Source organism: Haemophilus sp. HMSC068C11 (assembly GCF_001815355.1).
Taxonomy (GTDB): Bacteria; Pseudomonadota; Gammaproteobacteria; order Enterobacterales; family Pasteurellaceae; genus Haemophilus_D.
In genome coordinates this window covers 217,180-234,711 of sequence record NZ_KV820360.1, presented here as the reverse complement: position 1 = coordinate 234,711, position 17,532 = coordinate 217,180, and the positions used below count along the sequence as shown (strand labels likewise).

At 38.2% G+C, this 17,532-nt stretch carries 14 protein-coding genes and 1 other RNA gene; 4 read left to right on the top strand and 11 right to left on the bottom strand.

The genetic code is table 11. The features are described 5' to 3' along the window. Positions 1-66 precede the first annotated feature (66 nt). From HMPREF3020_RS02930 to potA, 4 genes are all read right to left on the bottom strand, one after another. Positions 67-1,149, bottom strand: coding sequence for an extracellular solute-binding protein (locus tag HMPREF3020_RS02930; RefSeq protein ID WP_005698550.1), 1,083 nt, complete (start codon positions 1,147-1,149; stop codon positions 67-69). Between the two features lie 134 nt (positions 1,150-1,283). Further along, positions 1,284-2,054 (bottom strand): spermidine/putrescine ABC transporter permease PotC, encoded by a 771-nt coding sequence (gene potC / locus HMPREF3020_RS02925; RefSeq protein ID WP_005695832.1) that lies wholly within the window; start codon positions 2,052-2,054, stop codon positions 1,284-1,286. Then, entirely contained in the window at positions 2,054-2,914 is an 861-nt protein-coding gene (potB, locus tag HMPREF3020_RS02920) for a spermidine/putrescine ABC transporter permease PotB (protein ID WP_005695833.1), read from the bottom strand. Before potB ends, potC begins: the two co-directional genes overlap by 1 nt. Further along, positions 2,898-4,016 (bottom strand): spermidine/putrescine ABC transporter ATP-binding protein PotA, encoded by a 1,119-nt coding sequence (potA, locus tag HMPREF3020_RS02915; RefSeq protein WP_005698520.1) that lies wholly within the window; start codon positions 4,014-4,016, stop codon positions 2,898-2,900. Before potA ends, potB begins: the two co-directional genes overlap by 17 nt. A gap of 277 nt (positions 4,017-4,293) precedes the next feature. Between potA and pepT the strand changes: the two genes are divergently transcribed. Continuing rightward, complete coding sequence (gene pepT / locus HMPREF3020_RS02910) at positions 4,294-5,529, top strand: peptidase T (RefSeq protein ID WP_070775484.1); 1,236 nt, start codon at positions 4,294-4,296, stop codon at positions 5,527-5,529. A 165-nt stretch (positions 5,530-5,694) separates the two neighbouring features. On the opposite strand, the gene HMPREF3020_RS02905 is transcribed toward pepT, so the two are convergent. The 5 genes from HMPREF3020_RS02905 to proQ form a co-directional block, all read right to left on the bottom strand. After that, entirely contained in the window at positions 5,695-6,324 is a 630-nt protein-coding gene (locus HMPREF3020_RS02905; protein ID WP_070775483.1) for an MBL fold metallo-hydrolase, read from the bottom strand. Positions 6,325-6,388: 64 nt separating this feature from the next. Next, entirely contained in the window at positions 6,389-6,949 is a 561-nt protein-coding gene (locus HMPREF3020_RS02900) for a peptidoglycan L,D-endopeptidase MepK (RefSeq protein ID WP_070775482.1), read from the bottom strand. Positions 6,950-7,024: 75 nt separating this feature from the next. Continuing rightward, positions 7,025-8,494: a L,D-transpeptidase family protein gene (locus HMPREF3020_RS02895; protein ID WP_070775602.1), complete on the bottom strand. Its 1,470-nt coding sequence runs from the start codon at positions 8,492-8,494 to the stop codon at positions 7,025-7,027. Between the two features lie 80 nt (positions 8,495-8,574). Beyond that, positions 8,575-10,644, bottom strand: a complete 2,070-nt coding sequence (gene prc, locus HMPREF3020_RS02890; protein ID WP_070775481.1) for a carboxy terminal-processing peptidase — start codon at positions 10,642-10,644, stop codon at positions 8,575-8,577. A 28-nt stretch (positions 10,645-10,672) separates the two neighbouring features. Continuing rightward, positions 10,673-11,320: an RNA chaperone ProQ gene (gene proQ, locus HMPREF3020_RS02885; RefSeq protein ID WP_049368979.1), complete on the bottom strand. Its 648-nt coding sequence runs from the start codon at positions 11,318-11,320 to the stop codon at positions 10,673-10,675. Positions 11,321-11,490: 170 nt separating this feature from the next. On the opposite strand from proQ, the gene HMPREF3020_RS02880 reads away from it, so the two are divergent. Both HMPREF3020_RS02880 and HMPREF3020_RS02875 read left to right on the top strand, forming a co-directional pair. Next, positions 11,491-12,744 carry a PqiA/YebS family transporter subunit gene (locus HMPREF3020_RS02880; protein WP_070775480.1) on the top strand — a complete coding sequence of 418 codons (1,254 nt, stop codon included), beginning with the start codon at positions 11,491-11,493 and terminating at the stop codon, positions 12,742-12,744. Beyond that, the gene (locus HMPREF3020_RS02875) at positions 12,728-15,385 is read left to right on the top strand and encodes a PqiB family protein (RefSeq protein ID WP_070775479.1); all 2,658 of its coding nucleotides are present in this window, start codon (positions 12,728-12,730) and stop codon (positions 15,383-15,385) included. The genes HMPREF3020_RS02880 and HMPREF3020_RS02875 overlap by 17 nt, the downstream gene beginning before the upstream one ends. An 80-nt stretch (positions 15,386-15,465) precedes the next feature. Here HMPREF3020_RS02875 and HMPREF3020_RS02870 read toward each other — a convergent pair whose 3' ends face one another. Together HMPREF3020_RS02870 and HMPREF3020_RS02865 are read right to left on the bottom strand one after the other, a co-directional pair. Continuing rightward, on the bottom strand, positions 15,466-16,011 hold the full coding sequence (locus HMPREF3020_RS02870) for a KdsC family phosphatase (RefSeq protein WP_070775478.1): 546 nt from the start codon (positions 16,009-16,011) through the stop codon (positions 15,466-15,468). Next, on the bottom strand, positions 16,011-16,946 hold the full coding sequence (locus tag HMPREF3020_RS02865; RefSeq protein ID WP_070775477.1) for a KpsF/GutQ family sugar isomerase: 936 nt from the start codon (positions 16,944-16,946) through the stop codon (positions 16,011-16,013). The genes HMPREF3020_RS02870 and HMPREF3020_RS02865 overlap by 1 nt, the downstream gene beginning before the upstream one ends. Positions 16,947-17,070: 124 nt before the next feature. Between HMPREF3020_RS02865 and rnpB the strand changes: the two genes are divergently transcribed. After that, positions 17,071-17,447: RNase P RNA component class A (gene rnpB, locus HMPREF3020_RS02860), an RNA gene on the top strand. The last annotated feature ends 85 nt before the right edge of the window (positions 17,448-17,532 follow it).

Genomic DNA, 17,532 nt, shown 5'->3' with positions numbered 1-17,532 from the left:
TAAAATGGTAAATATAAAAAAGTGCGGTCAATTTGACCGCACTTTTTGTTATCACTTAAAAGCGCATTATTTTGCTGCTTTTAACTCTTGGTAATACTGTTCATAATATTGAATCGCATCACCTACATCATCTTGCCAGTAGCTTTTTTGAAGAATTTCTGCTGGTGGATAGATTGATGGATCTTCAGTGATTTCTTTTGGAAGCACTTTTTTCGCTTCTAGGTTAGCTGTTGGGTAACCGATCGCTAAAGTCAATTTTTCTGCTGCTTTTGCACCTAATAAGTAGTTAATTAACTTGTGTGCACCATCTGGGTTTTTAGAGGTTTTAGGAATCGCTAAAGTATCAACCCAAAGAACAGGACCTTCTTTTGGGAACACCATATTTAATGGCGCTTGTTCTTTTTTCGCGATACGTACAGAACCATTCCATAACTGACCTAATTCTACTTCACCAGAGATGAAAGAGTTTGCAGGGTTATCAGAATTGAAAGAAAGTACGTTTGGACGTAATTTCAATAACTCTTCATAAGCTTGCTTGATAATTGCTGGATCTTTGGTGTTTGGATCTTGACCAATTTTTAATAACGCAATGTTGAATACTTCACGCGCATCATCCAATAATTGGATTTTGTTTGCATATTCAGGTTTCCAGAAATCACCCCAAGAAGTGAAGTCAGAACCTTTATAGGTATTGGTATTAAATGCAATACCTGGTGCACCTAACAACTGAGGAAGTGAGTATTTATTGCCTTTGTCATAAGGTTTGTTGAGCCAATCAGGGTCTAATTCTTTGATAACAGGTAATTTACTGTGATCTAATTCTTGTAGCATGCCTTCGCGTGCCATTTTAGATACGAAGTAGTTAGATGGTGCAATAACATCATAACCACCAGCATCGCCTTGGGTTTTCATTTTGGCATACATGGTTTCGTTTGATTCAAGACTTGCTACGATAACTTTGATACCAGTTTCTTTTGTAAAGTCATCTAAAAGACCATCTGGTACGTATTCAGTCCAAGTATATAAGTACACAGTATCATTTGCTGGAGCCTGTGCTTTTGTTGCATCAGACTTGGCTTCTTTGTCGTTACAAGCAGTTAATGTAGCGGCAACTAAACCGGCAGTAAGCAAACCTGCAAATTTTTTCATTTTTCTTTGTTCTCCGTAAAAGAGGGGTAAAAAACCACCTGCATTAATGCAGGTATAAAAAAACGCCTTGATTGTGCGTCAAGGCGTATTCTATTTGATCTTAAAAGATTTGTGAAACCTTTTTATATCAATGTTTAATGATTATTTTTGCGTGTAACTAATTGGCTTAAAATGACTAATCCTAATGAAAGCACGATCATAATCGTTGCTAACGCGTTTACTTCTGGTGTTACCCCTGTTTTTACAAGTGAGAAGATACGTAACGGTAGAATTTCATAGCTTACACCACTTACGAAAGACGATACGACAACATCATCTAATGAAATAGTAAAGCTTAATAACCAACCTGATACCACTGCAGGTAAGGCAAGTGGTAGGATAATTTTACGCAAAATAGTGACTTCGCTAGCACCTAAATCTTTCGCCGCTTCAAGCATTCTTGCATCAAAGCCATTTAAGCGAGAGAAAATCGTTACGGTAACATAAGGTAAACAGAACGTTACGTGCGCCAATAATAATGACCAGAAACCTAACGAAATCCCTACAACCATGAATAAGGCAAGTAGAGAAACCGCCATTACGATATCTGGTGACATCATGACGATAAATAACATACCACTTACCGCTTGTTTACCACGGAAACGATAGCGATAAAGTGCAATCGCGGTTAAACCACCCACAATAGTTGCTAAGGTTGCAGCAAAGAAAGCAATCGTGACAGAGTGGAATGCAGCTTGGATTAAGGTATCGTTATTAAATAAACGTTCATACCAGTTCCAGCTAAAGCCTTTCCAACTTAAACCATAACGGTCTTCGTTAAAGGAGTTAGTCACCAAGATAATAATTGGGATATACAAATAAGCGTATACCACAAACATAAAAATATTACGTAGTAAACGACTCATTATTCTAACTCCACTTTCTTATTCAATAATTTATTTGCACGATAGTAAACGAAAATCAACAATGCCATTAAGATGGTTAAACCGATACTGATCGCTGAACCAAATGGCCAGTTACGAGAAATTAAGAACTCACTCTTAATCACGTTACCGACTAATAATACTTTCGCACCACCAAGTAAGTCAGCTACGTAGAACATACCCATTGCAGGTAGTAATACTAATAAACAGCCTGCTACGATACCTGGCATGGTTAGAGGCAAAATAACACGGAAGAAACGTTGAACCGCATTTGCGCCTAAATCTCTTGCCGCTTCTAATAAACGGCCATCTAATTTTTCAATAGCAGAGTAGAGTGGTAGAATCATAAATGGTAAAAGGAGATACACTAAACCAATGATTACAGCTACTTCGGTATTTAAAATACGAATAGGCTCACTCAAAATGCCCATATCCATTAACATGGTATTTAACACACCTTTCACACCAAGAAATACTTTCATCCCATAGATACGAATAAGTGAGTTTGTCCAGAATGGCAATACCACAAGGAATAACAAAAATGGACGATATTTTGGATTAATTTTGCTGACCATAAAGGCAAATGGATAGCCAATAAGTAAACAAATAATCGTCGCAATGCCAGACATATACAATGAATTCCACACAACCTGTGCATAAAGCGGATTAAACAGGTTAGTGTAGTTATCTAAAGTAAATGGCAAAGCATAAAAGTCACTACCATCTCGGGTTAAAAAACTTACGGTTAAAACCAATAAGTTTGGAATTAGCACAAAGAAGATTAACCAACTGAAGATAATTGCAACAGTAATTTTCTGGAATTTATTATTGATTATCTTCATCGTTGAGTACAACCTCCCAACCTTCGTGCCATGTAATACCTACACGTTGACCAACACTGTGATCCATATGTGGGTCGTCTTCGTTAAAGAATTCGCTTACTAATACGCGTTTGCCGTTATGATCAAATTCTACTGTAGACTCAAGTGTCATCCCTTTATAGGTACGATCCACAATGCGACCGATAATTGCATTTGAGTGCTCATTTTCGTCAAGCTCTTCAATCACAATATCTTCTGGGCGTAATAACACTTGTAGTTTTTGACCTTTTTCAGCAGAGATACTGGTGTGAATATCACATACACGACCTTCTACGTTAGCAAGTAGCTCATCGTCAGATTTACGTTCAATCACAGTGGCATCAAATACGTTAATTTCACCGATGAAACGAGCAACGAATAAGTTAGCTGGATCTTCATAGATTTCACGTGGTGAACCATCTTGTGCAATTTTACCCTTACGCAACAAGACGATACGGTCAGACATGGTGATCGCTTCTTCTTGATCGTGGGTAACGAAAATAAAGGTAATGCCAAGTTGACGCTGTAATTGTTTAAGTTCGTTTTGCATTTGTTTACGTAACTTATAATCCAGCGCAGATAAAGATTCATCCAGTAGCAACACTTTTGGCTTATTCACAACAGCACGAGCAATCGCGATACGTTGTTGCTGACCACCAGAAAGTTGAGCTGGTTTACGGTCGGCCATTTCCTCTAATTGCACCATACGCAATGCATCCAGAACACGAGGTTTAATCTCGCTTTCTGCCACTTTTTGCATACGCAAACCAAAAGCCACGTTATCAAAAATAGTCATATGCGGGAATAATGCATAACTTTGGAATACGGTGTTAATGTGGCGTTTTTCCGCCGGAACATTAGTAATGTCCTCACCGTCCAAAATAATATGACCTTCATCTAATTCTTCTAAACCCGCTAATAAACGCAAAACTGTAGTTTTACCACAGCCAGAAGGGCCAAGAATTGTGACGAATTCACCGTTATTAATGGTTAGATTGAAATCATTAATGATTGTGTTGGAACCATAGGATTTTTTGATAGAACGAAGCTCAATAATAGGCTTGTTTTGAACCAGATTTTCCACTAGCTTTGGTTTTCTCCCTAATTTCACCAATTTGATTGGTACTGAGTAGAAATAAACCTGCAAAAAATGATGCAGGGGCGACATAAAATTGAACAGATATGATATAGCGAATTGTTAATGATGAAAAGGATTTAATCGTGTTTTTAGGAAAAAATTATCGAAAATTTGACCGCACTTTTTTCAGAAAATCTTATAACTCTCTACTTTATTGTTATATATCAAGAACTGTAACGAATTTTGGGATTAGACTAGTGCCGATATAAAGGAGAATTTTAAAATGGAAGAACATAATAACAATGAATTATTACAGCGATTTTTAACTTATGTCGCGTTTGATACGCAATCTAAATCGTCTGCAAAACATTCACCCAGTTCGCCAGGACAAATGAAATTAGCTTTGCATTTGCAGCAAGAATTAATTGAACTTGGTTTACAAGATGTCAATGTGACTAAGCATGCCGTCGTCACGGCTTATTTACCCTCAAATCATCCCGGTTTAACACAAACCATAGGTTTTATTTCTCATTTAGATACCTCACCACAATGCAGCGGTAAAAATGTTCAACCCGAAGTGATCGAAAACTATCGGGGAGGAGATATTGCATTAGGTTTAGGGGAAGAGTTTATTAGTCCCGTGTATTATCCATTTTTACATCAGCTTATTGGTAAAACCTTGATTGTGACAGATGGAACCACTTTACTAGGTGCGGATAATAAGGCCGGAATCGCAGAAATTATGACCGCACTTTCTGTCTTACAACAGGAAAATATCCCACATTGCAATATTCGAGTGGCATTTACGCCTGATGAAGAAATTGGCTTAGGAATGCATTATTTCCCATTAGACGATTTCCCTTGTGATTGGGCATATACCATTGATGGTGGGGAAGTGGGTGAGCTCGAGTATGAGAATTTTAATGCGGCAACGGCAAAAATCACCTTTAAAGGACGGGGAATTCATCCTGGTTATGCGAAAAACAAATTAGTGAATGCGCTTACGTTAGCTTGTGAGTTTCAACAAGGTTTTCCAAAAGATGATGTGCCCGAAAAAACATCGGGAAAAGAGGGGTTTTTCCATTTAGATGATTTTAAAGGAGATATTGAGAAAGTTGAGTTACATTATCTCATTCGAGATTTTGACCAAGCTAATTTTGAGCAACGTAAAGCGTTTATTTATCAACTTGTAGAAAAATTTAATAGAGAGAAAAGTTTGAAGGAACCTGTGGAATGTGTGATTGAAGACAGTTACAAAAATATGTATGACACAGTCAAAAATGTTCCACAGTCGATTAGGCTTGCTGATGCAGCAATGAAAGCTTGTGGTATTACACCAAATCACAAACCAATACGGGGCGGAACGGATGGGGCATTTTTAGCGGAAAAAGGATTAGCTTGCCCAAATATCTTTACTGGTGGCTATAATTTCCATAGCAAACATGAGTTAGTGACCCTTGAAGGGATGGAAAAAGCTGTCGAAGTGGTTATAAAAATAGCAAACTGTAAAGATTTGTAAATTAGTGTAAAGAAAAAACTTGCATTTGTCAGAATATGTCAATATAATCGTTAGCGTTTTATCGAGATTCCTTTGATAAAGCTAAACTTTAGAGATTTTATTCATAAATTCCTTTTTGGTGCTCCTAAGAAATTAGGAGCTTTTTTTTGCCTTAAATTCAGATCTTTACTTCAAAAACGGATTGCTTCGTTTTTCTTGTCCAATAGTTGTGTAAGGGCCATGTCCTGCAATAACAACCATATCATCGTTCAATGTAAATAATTTATTTTTGATTGATGAGATCAAGGTGTCGAAATCCCCACGAGGGAAGTCCGTACGACCAATACTGTTTTGGAAAAGGACATCGCCAGTAAAAGCAATATTTTTTTCATGTTCAATAAAACCAATGTGGCCAGGTGTATGACCAGGAAGATGCAGAATTTCAAAGGTAAATGTGCCAATTTGAATTTTTTCGCCTTCTTGATTAAACCAGCGATCAGGTGTAAACGCAGAAATATAAGGTAAACCAAACTGCTGAGCTTGTTGTGGTAGACTTTCAAACAGAAAGCGATCTTCTTCCTGTGAGCCCCAGATTTCAATGTTAAAATGATCGCGAATCGCTTCAGCAGCCCCTACATGATCAAGATGGCCATGCGTTAATAAGACTGCTTTTAGGTTTAATTCTAATTCCTCAATGAGTTGAATAAGCTTTTCCGCATTACCACCAGGATCGATAATTGCCGCATTTTTTTCATCATCCCAAATAAGTGAGCAATTTTGCTGAAAGGCTGTAACTGGAATAATTTCAATATTCATCTTTTTTCCTTATCGTTGATAACAAAAAACCGCACTAAAGTGCGGTCTAAAATTAAACTGTTTTTTATGCACCACGCCATGTTCTTACAGGGCCAGTATCCACGTGAATAAAATTGCTATACGGGTAATATCCTACACCACCACTATCTAGATTTTCAGCCGCTTGGCGTAATCTAGCTAAAGGCACACCAGGAATTTTAAAGTCAATCGCTTGGCCTTTAATATGATAGCTGTTGCTTGCTACATCACGACTTTGTCTACGACGCATGGCATTTGTCGCGGCACTACGATAGCCACAAATCACATCAATTTGTGTAGTACGTAAACCTAAATCACTTTGTAAATGATAAAACTTCATGAAGAGATTCGGATCCATTCGGCGTACTTGGTCAGTACGGCGATCTCTCATGAAGTAATCAAGTTTACCAAGTAATGAACGATTAAATCCAGTTGTTGCTGAGAACTCACCGCTTAATCGTTCATTGGTGTTGACATTATAGAAGCTAAGAATGCGAGGTTTAGGAGTAGAGACCATCGCTAACACCGTACTCGGCATCATGCTGGCGCCCAAAACGATGCCGCCTAATGAAAGCCATTTACGACGATTTTTGTCAATGTTACCCATTTTTTTAGTCTCTTTTATTACCCATCTCTCACCCTAGACAACTTTTTCTTTAAAAAGTTCTAGCGCGAACATTGTTTAAAGATATTTTTTTACAACTGCCCAGTCAATACCATTAAAAGTCGCGGCATCGTCGTATTTATAAATATCCGGTAAAACTTGTGTTTGGCCGTTTTCAACCCATGCAGTCACATAATATAAGAATACAGGATCATTTGTACGAATGTTTGCAGACGTTGTTTTCTTACTTTCTAAAACGTTACGTTTTTTATCTTCTGACCAACCAGCTTCTTGTAACAGAATAGATGCAAGTTGATCGGATTTTTCTACACGTACACAACCTGAGCTTAATGCACGGTCTTTTTTGCTGAATAAGCTATGATTTGGTGTATCGTGAAGATAAATCGCATCAGAGCTTGGCATATTAAATTTATAGTTACCTAATGCACTGTCGCCAGCTGCTTGACGAATTCGGTACGGGAATTTATCACCAATGCTACTCCAATTAATTGAGTAAGGATCGATAGTGTTGCCTTTACTATCCAAAATAGAGTAGTTGTGTGCTGCCGCATAGCCTGGGTCACGTTTTAATTTCGGTAAAATATCTTCATTGATTAAACGTGTAGGAGCATTCCAAGGTGGATTAACAACTACATTGCTCAAACGGCTGTACATCACCGGTGTACGACGTTCATTTTTCCCTACAATAACGCGTGATTCTAAAATTGCTTTGCCATCACGATAATATTTCAATTGATAGCTTGGAATATTAACAAAGATTCCATTTTCAAAATCCGGAATAACGCGTAAACGTTGTGCATTAAGAGCAAGTTTTTTACCCATTGCAGAAATACCTGAAGCTGAAATCATCGATGGAAGTGCTTGTACGGTTTCACGGTATAAACGATTATGGTTAGATAATCCGTTTACAAAACCAGAAACTTCATTGTTTTTAACCGCACTTTGCCATTGGTCAATAATTTCTTGATTTGGTAATTCTGGTTTATAAGCATTCGTTGCGTATAACCAACGTTGTGCTTGCTGATTTACGTTCTTGCTATAATACAAGTAATCAAGGAAAGCATCACTTAACAATGCATCATAGGTGAGCCCGCCCGTTTTTTCAGCGTTATGTAAATTGACTAACGATTGAGCTGAACGTTTAGAAATACCTGATGCCACCATGGCTGCATATTCACGTAGGAATTGTTTCTCAGCCGCCTTGTCTTTCCACATTAGGTCATATTTATTATCGGCATATAATTTAGCCAAAATTGGTTTGAACTGTAGATTTTGTTCACCAATTTCATGCGTTAATGACATCTCTAGCATCGCTTGCTTTTCAGCGGCAAGACGAGCTTGATCTTCTTTGATTTCAGCTTCAAGTTTTGCTCGCTCTTCTGGATTTAATTTAGACATATCAACGCCTTTATTTTCGGCTTGTTGAGGCTGTCCAACTGTTTTGGCCCATTCAGCTAATGCACAACCTGACGTCATCATTGATAATGATAAGACTAATGCGCTTAATTTCATTGTTCCTTTTAACATTGCTGTACCTTTAAAAATATTCATAAAAAATAACCGCACTTCAGTTTTTTTCATCTGCCAAAGTGCGGTCAAAATAATCGTTATTTTGTTGCTTTTGCCGCTTCTTGTTTTATTTCAGCATCCACTTTTTGTTGATTCGCATTAAGTTTAACTAAATCAGCTGCCATTTTTTCCGCTTCTTTTAAGAAGAAATCAGGTGCTTCATAGTCTTTTGGCAAATCATCAATATCTTTTAATGCTTTTTTACCTTCACGTTTAAAACGATCATTGAGATCTTTTAAACGTCTAGCATCATCTTTATCATTTTCCGCTTTGCGCTCTTGGAAATTCAATGATAAGAATTTGCGCTCGCGACGTTCATCACGGATTTTAAGATCTTCATTTAAAGCAATAAATTCAGGATCTTTTGCAATACGCTCTAGATGTTTTTCATTTAATGCTTCAACATCTTTACGTGCTTTATTGGTTTCAGAATAAGTCGCCGGTGGAATTTTATCCCAAGGTAATGCGTTGTCTTCTTTTTCTTCACCAATTTCTTTGGCATCAATAATTTCAGGGAAATTAATATCTGCAGCGACACCTTTTAATTGGGTTGAACCACCATTAATTCGATAGAATTTTTGGATAGTATATTGCAATACACCAAGTGGTGTTTGGTCTAAATCATAAACAAAGTTTAATGAACGACTTTGTTGTACGGTACCTTTACCAAAGGTATTTTGCCCAATAATGATACCACGATTGTAATCTTGCATTGCCGCAGCAAAAATTTCAGAGGCTGATGCACTGAAACGATTAATCATTACCAACAATGGTCCTTTATATTGTTGAGCATTGTCATCATCTTCGTGTACACGAATACGTTGATACGCATCTCGTACTTGTACCACAGGACCATCAGTGATGAATAAACCGCTTAATGCCACGGCTTCTGTTAATGCACCGCCGCCATTCTCACGAAGATCCACAATTAAAGCGCCAATTTTTTTCTTCTCAGCATCTACTAATAATTTTTTCACATCATCAGTTAAGCCAATATAGAAACTTGGAATTTTAATGACACCAACAGTTTCACCATCTACTTTAGAAACTGTAAGTTTTGCTGCTTGGTCTTCAATACGGACTTTATCGCGAACTAAAGTGACAATACGGCTTTTCCCACCTTTTGCAGGTTCAATTTCAAGACGAACTTTTGTTCCTTTTTTACCTTTGATTTTGTCAACGATATCTTCTAAACGCCAACCGATAATATCTTCGATTTCGCCTTTTTCTTGGCCCACACCAATGATTTTATCGCCCGCTTGCAATTTCTTACTGCGTTCAGCCGGTGCACCTGGTACTAAAGACTTAATACTGGTTTCGTCATCTTCAGATTGTAATGTTGCACCAATCCCTTCTAAAGAAAGGTTCATGCTTTCATTAAAGCTTTTTGCAGTACGTGGCGCAAGGTAGCTTGTATGTGGGTCTATTTCTCGAGCAAAGGCATTAATATAAATCTGAACAATATCATCTGCTTTAGTTTGAGTTAATCGACGAATCGCTAAATTGTAACGTTTAGTGAGTTTTTCTTTAATTTCAGGCCATTTTTTATCTTTTAATTTCAGGCTGATTACATCATTTTTGACGCGTTCTTCCCAAAGCTTATTCGCTTCTTCTTCCGTTGCTGGGAACGCAGCTTTTTCACGATCGATCTCAATTTGATCATTACCTTTTAAATCAGGTTCTTGATCTAATAAAGATAATGCATAAGCATAACGCTCATAACGGCGTTTCATCATCAGATCGTAAATAGCAAATGCCGCAGAAAGATCGCCTTCATTAAGTTGATCATCTAATTTAGAACCATATTTAGCACGTAAATCATCAATATCTGATTTTAAAAAGGTGTTATGGCTGTAATCTAAACTTTTAATATAACGATCAAAAATCTTTTCGGAAAAGGCGTCATCAAGCTGAAATTTACGATAATGTGATTGGGTTAAACGTGTTGTTGCACGCTTTGTTGCTAACTGATTTGCATCAGTTGCCGAAGGAGTCGTAATATCGCTTTGCTTTAATTTCGGCTGCACGGCAAATGTGTCAGACGAATGAAGAAATAACGCACCTAAAATTGCTGTCGCAATAAGACTTTTGGTTGTATGTAATTTCATTTAACCTTTCCCGATAAGAAATAAATTATTAGGCAAATAAACGATCTGCGGTGACTGTCATCACTAAACCATTTTCAAGTTCTACGCGTGCGCCATCTTTTTCCACATTTAATACGGTCGCATTTTTCGCTTGTTCTGCTACTTTCACTTTCACTTTGCTACCTGCAGAAAGTGTTGTGAAATCAACCGCACTTAGTTTTACTTGCGGGGCTTTTGGTTTGCGAGTTGCTTGATTTGAATTTGGTTTACGAGCAGGTCGTTTTTGTTGTGCTTTTTTGGCTGCTAATTCTGCTTTGCGTTTTTCTGCAAATTTAGCTTTTGCATCTGCTAATTGTTGAGTCGCATGAGAAACATGTTCTGCGTCTAATACACCAGCAGGGTTGCCGTATAAATCCACACGCTCAGCACCTTCGCGACAGCCATGTAAATAGCGCCAGTTGGAGGTGTATTGACGTAAAGCCTGACGTAATTGAGTTTTGCTGACACGTTCATCATCTTTTAATGCTTCAGCAAGATCTTGGAAAAGACCAATTTTTAATGGTTTAGCTTCACCTTCTGCAATAAAGCAAAGTGGGAATTTTTCCACAAGATATGCAATGATCGCTTTTGTATCAGTTAATTTTTGAACGCCTTCAGCATTATTTTCAACTTGGGCTTCAACTTGAGAATCTGTCATTTCTGAGTTTTCCTAGGATAAAAAAATAAAAACTTGCACAGTTTACCGCACTTTTATAAGGATTGACAATGGTTGGACAGAATAATTCCGTTTCTAATTCTAATGAATAACTTCACAAATCCCCTTAATTCAGGCTAAAATAATCCACTTTTATAATTTCTGAAAACATAATGACAAAAACACCTGATTTTACTCATGCCACTTATAGACTAGTGCGTTGCATAGGATGCGATGCAACAGTGTCTGTTCGTCGTCCGCAAGAAGGGGAACACGCGCAATGTCCGCGTTGCCATCATAAATTGCAATCAGGAAGTCGTTGGTCACTTAAACGTTGTTCATTAATCGCCCTTTCTATCTTAATTTTAATGCCATTTGCTTTAGGCTATCCTTTATTAAGCTTAGATTTACTAGGTACTAAAATTGATGCTTCTGTTTGGAAAGGGATTTGGAAAATGGCAGTAGAGGGATATTCCTATACTGCATTTATGATTTTTATCTGTGCTGTTTTAATGCCTGTATCTTTTGCGATTTTAGTCATTATGTTGCAGCTTTCTAAATTACTCAAAATTAAGCCTCGTAATGTTTTATTATTTGTAGGATATATTAAGCCTTGGGTCATGTTTGACGTCTATTTAGTTGCACTGGGTGTTACCATGTTTAAAGTGCGTGAATATGCCACATTAGAAGTAGATGTGTATTTAATTGCTTTTGTTTTTACTGCACTTTTAACCACGTTATTATTCATTAAAATTAATTTAGATGATTTATGGCATGATTTTTATCCCGATCAGAAACCGGTTACCAAAAGTGATAAACCGTTAGAGCTTTGTACCGCTTGCGATTACACTTTTTTAAAAGAAGATCAACAATACGATCACCGTCATCGAGCCATTTGCCCACGTTGTGCATCGCTTATTGAAATACCAGAGAGTGTAAAATTACAACGTGTTTGGGCAACATTAGTGGCGGGGATTATCATGCTTTTCCCTGCAAACTTGCTCCCAATATCTGGCGTTTATTTGACAGGAAGTTTGTCACAAGATACCTTGATGTCGGGTGTAATGTCATTTATAAGCATGGGCAGCTATTTTGTTGCTTTCGTGGTATTCTTCGCCAGTATTTTTGTGCCCGTAAGCAAAATCCTGATTATGTTGTATTTACTGGCAAGCGTGCATTTTAAATGGAGACATTCAATTAAATGGCAAATGCGGCTATTACATATCATTCACTTTGTAGGACGTTGGTCAATGCTGGATCTTTTTGTGTTAGCCTTGATGATGTCTTTAGTGACACGTGGACAGATTATTAATTTTACCGTAGGCCCTGCGGCATTTTATTTCGGTGCAGCAGTGTTTTTAACTATGATTTCAACTTCTCAGTTTGATAGTCGATTAATTTGGAAAATTTATGACAGAAAACAATAAACCAGAATCTCAATCTATTGATGAGCAATCTAACAATGTAGAAGCGTTATTACGTAAGAATAAACGCATCTCACCGTTTTGGTTGTTACCTTTTATCGCATTATGTATTGGTGCCATTTTATTTTTCCAAATTGTACAAGAACGAGGAAAGACTATTACGATCACGTTCTCTAATGGGGCAGGGTTGGTTGCAGATAAAACCCCTATTCGCTATCAAGGTTTGCAAATTGGTGTCGTGAAGAAGGTTAACTTTACCGACAATATGCAAAAAGTGAAAGTTGAGGCAAATATTTATTCTGAAGCAACAGAAGTGTTAAAAGAGAATACCAAGTTCTGGCTTGTTCAGCCAAGTGTGTCTCTTGCAGGTATTTCAGGCTTAGATTCTTTGGTTTCAGGAAATTATATTACCCTACAACCAGGTGATGGTGATTCAGAAGATGAATTTATTGCAGAAGAGCAAGGCCCTATTGCACAAGTCAATCCTGGGGATTTATTAATTCATTTAATTTCAGATGATTTAGGATCAATTTCGATTGGTGCTTCTGTGTATTTCAAAAAAATGCCAGTCGGGAAAATTTATGATTATCGCTTCAATAAAGAGAATAAAGTTGAAATTGATGTAGTGATTGATAAAGCCTTTGCTCGTTTTGTGAAGAAAGATTCACGTTTTTGGAATATCAGTGGTATCAACGCCAATATTAATGCATCAGGTGTGAATGTAGAGGTTGATAGTTTAAATTCAGTGGTCCAAGGTGCGGTATCATTTGATTCACCGCCAAATAGCCCACAAGCTGTGACCAATAGCCACTATACACTTTATTCTAACTTGCAAGCAGCTAAACGCGGGATTGAAGTTGAGGTGACTATTCCTGTGACTGCAGGTTTAGATGCAGGGCAAACCACTGTTTATTATGGTGATGAGCAAGTGGGCCTTCTTTCATCTTTAAGTGCGGACGAAAATAATGAAGAAATTTTAAAAGGCACATTATTAATCGATCCAAACCAAGCTAACCTCTTAAAAACGAATACTCGTATTGTGTTAAAAAATCGTAAGTTAGATTTAGGCGATATTGCTAATCCTCAGAAATTCTTCCGTGGTGATTATTTCGAAATTATTCCAGGAAGTGGAGAAAGCAAAACGCAATTCGAAGTCATTCGAGAAAATGAGTTATTGCTCAAGGCACCAAATACGTTGGTTTTAACTTTAACAGCGCCAGAGACTTATGGGATTGCAGAAGGGCAATCCGTGTTTTATAACAATATTGCCATTGGTCAAATTGTGAAGCAGCACTTAAATGTTGATGGGGTAAAATTTGAAGTGGCGATTGCGTCAGAGTATCGCAATCTTATTCATGAAAATACACAATTTGTGGCTGCCTCTAATTTTGATGTGAGTTTGGGGATTGATGGCTTACGTTTTGAATCTGCGACACCATCAAAATGGCTGCAAGGTGGCGTTCGTGTATTAGCGAAGAAAGGAAGTGGTGCACCACATTCCACTTATCCACTTTATAAGGATATTAGCAGTGCAGAAACAGGCGTTACAGGCAACTTAGTGAATCCAAGTATTGTGCTACATTCCACTAATTTGCCAAGTATTAGCAAAGGTTCTGTCGTGCTTTATCGTCAGTTTGAAGTGGGTAAAATTATTAATGTAAGACCGAAAGCCAATAATTTTGATATTGATGTGTATATTTATCCGGCTTATCAAGATCTTCTGACAGATAAAAGCGTATTCTGGGTTGAAAGTGCGGCACAGATTGATATTACGCCGAAAGGCATTAGTATCCAGGCTTCACCGGTTGCGCGATCATTAAAAGGCGCAATTAGTTTTGATAATACGGGTTCAGGCAAAAATAAAACACTTTATCCAAGTGAATTGAGAGCTAAATCAGCGGGGCAAGTGATTACGTTAATAACAGATGATGCAACGGCTTTAAGTAAAGGAATGAGTTTGCGTTATCTTGGTATGAATGTTGGTGAAGTTGAGCAGATTGCCCTTGATCAAAAAACAAATCGTATCACAGCAAAAGCATTAATTAACCCAAGTTATATGGGGATGATTGCAAAAGAAGGTACGGTATTTAAAGTGATTTCCCCACAAATCTCAGCGGGTGGAATTGAAAATTTAGATAGCCTTTTACAGCCTTACATTGATATTGAATTAGGTAAAGGTCCATCAAAAACACAGTTTAATTTAGCGCAAACCGCACAACCTCGAAATAAATACAGTAATGGCGTGCCATTTATTTTGGAAACCAGTGATGCGATGAATTTAACGGAAGGATCACCTGTGCTTTATCGAGGTGTTGAAGTGGGAACCGTTCGTAAGTTTGAATTGAATTCTTTAGGCGATCGTGTGTTGGTACATATTGCGATTACACCGAAATATCAACATTTAGTACGTAAAAATTCAGAGTTCTGGGTTTCATCAGGCTATGATTTCAACCTTGGTTGGAAAGGGGCTGAATTTAATACCGGTAGTGTACAGCAATTGTTGAAAGGGGGCATTTCGTTCTCGACTCCGTCGGGTACGATCGTTCAACCGCAAGCAACGGCAAATCAGCGCTTTATGTTGCAAGTGAAGAAACCAGCTGAAGCACCAACTTGGAATTCGGGTGCTTTACCGGCAAATCAATAAAATATATAAAGAAATAACCGCACTTTTGAATCATCAAAGTGCGGTTATTTTTTTAGGTATTTTGAATAGTGTTATAGGTGTTATTGTCCCATATTTTTGACTGATTTTAAAAAGCCTTTGGCTGAAGTATAGACTTCATCTTTTCCCTGAGCATGTAAAATCATATCGGACATTTCACGGAATGCACCCTTCCCGCCGCCAAGTGAAAGTATATAATCCACAGCATTTTGCACATAAGGCGCAGAGTCTGCCACAGCAAAAGAAAGGCCACAGGTTGCAAAAGCAGGGAGATCGACGCTGTCATCACCAATATAGGCAGTTTGTTCTGCGGTAACACCTGCTTGTTTCATGAGATCTAAACAAGCACTTTCTTTTTCAAGCTTACCTAAAAAGAACAATTTAATTCCGAGATCACTAATTCGCTTACGCAGAATCGCAGAATCTCTGCCCGATAATACGGCGACTTGAATACTTGCATCCATCAACATTTTGACACCAAGTCCATCACGCACATGGAAGCTTTTAATGGCTTCGCCATTTGCATCATAATGGAGTAGGCCATCAGTTAATACGCCATCAACATCGGTGATGACCAATTTAATTTTCTTTAATTTTTCGTTAATCATTAGCTTGAGAACTCCACTAAACCCACAACATTATTTTCATCATTGACCACAACAAGAGAGTGGATTTTCTTCTCTTTCATCAAGTCTTCCGCTTTCGCTAAGAATTCATTTTCATGAATGGTTTTCGGTGAAGAGGTCATTAATTCTTTCGCGGTTTTATTAAGCGTGTCCGCACCATTAGCGGTTAATGCTCGGCGCACATCACCATCGGTAATAATGCCTTTAAGTTGTTGATTTTCCATCACTAATGCCACACCCATGCGACCTTCATTCATAATGCTTAAACAATCAGTGAAGCTGGTTTCTGGTGTCGTAATTGGTAGGCGAGTTTGCATTTGATCTTTTACTTTGCATAACAAACGACGACCAAGACTTCCACCCGGATGGAATTTCGCAAAATCAGCAGGTTGGAAATGACGTGCCGTAATTAATGAAACCGCAAGAGCATCGCCTAAGGCTAAAGTCACTAAAGCTGAAGTGGTTGGTGCGAGATTGTTTGGACAGACTTCGCGTTCGACAGTGATATCTAAAACATAATCCGCATGACGAGCAAGTGTCGAGTTTTTATTGCTGGTTAAGGCAATAATTTTATTACCAAAGTTTTTCAAACTTGGAATCAGTTTATTTACATCATCGGTTTCACCACTATAAGAAATCAGCATCACAATATCGATCGGTTTTAACATACCTAAATCGCCATGAAAGGCTTCAGTCGGGTGCAGGAAGAAACTTGGGGTTCCCGTTGAGGCAAAAGTCGCCACCATTTTTTTGCCAATTAGCCCTGATTTACCAATACCACCAATGACTAAACGACCTTCGCAAGCAAGAATAAGATCCACAACTTGAGAAAACTCATCATCCAAGCGTTGGCTTAGTTGTGCGAGCGCTTGGCTTTCAACAGAAAGGGTTTCTCGTGCGATTTGTAAATAATTCATAGGAGATCCTTATGATAGAAGTGCGGTTGAAAATAACCGTGTTTTATGGGGCTATTCTAACGGAAGTTATTAAAAATAAGAATGAAAATTTGACCGCCCTTTGAATTCCCCCTATACTACGCCGCGAGTTGGTTAGACAATCGCTGGTTTATTGAAGCCCTTAACCGTGTTCGCACGACCTAGTGGGACAAGTAAACGAGAGGAAAGTCCGAGCTACAAAGGGCAGAGTGCCGGATAACGTCCGGGCGGCGTGAGCCGACGACCAGTGCAACAGAGAGCAGACCGCCGTGAAAACGGTAAGGGTGAAAGGGTGTGGTAAGAGCACACCGTGCCGTTGGTAACAACGTGCAGCAAGGTAAACTCCACTCGTAGCAAGACCAAATAGGAACTCAATGGGTGGCCCGTCCAGAGTTCGGGTAGGTTGCTTGAGCGGCAGAGTAATTTGTCGCCTAGAGGAATGATTGTCCACGACAGAACTCGGCTTATCGACCAACTCAACAAATTCATAAAAAATGACCGCACTTTTGTTTTTTCGTTATCCTACTCGGGATGGAATGAATAAAAGTGCGGTCATTTTCTTTTGTGT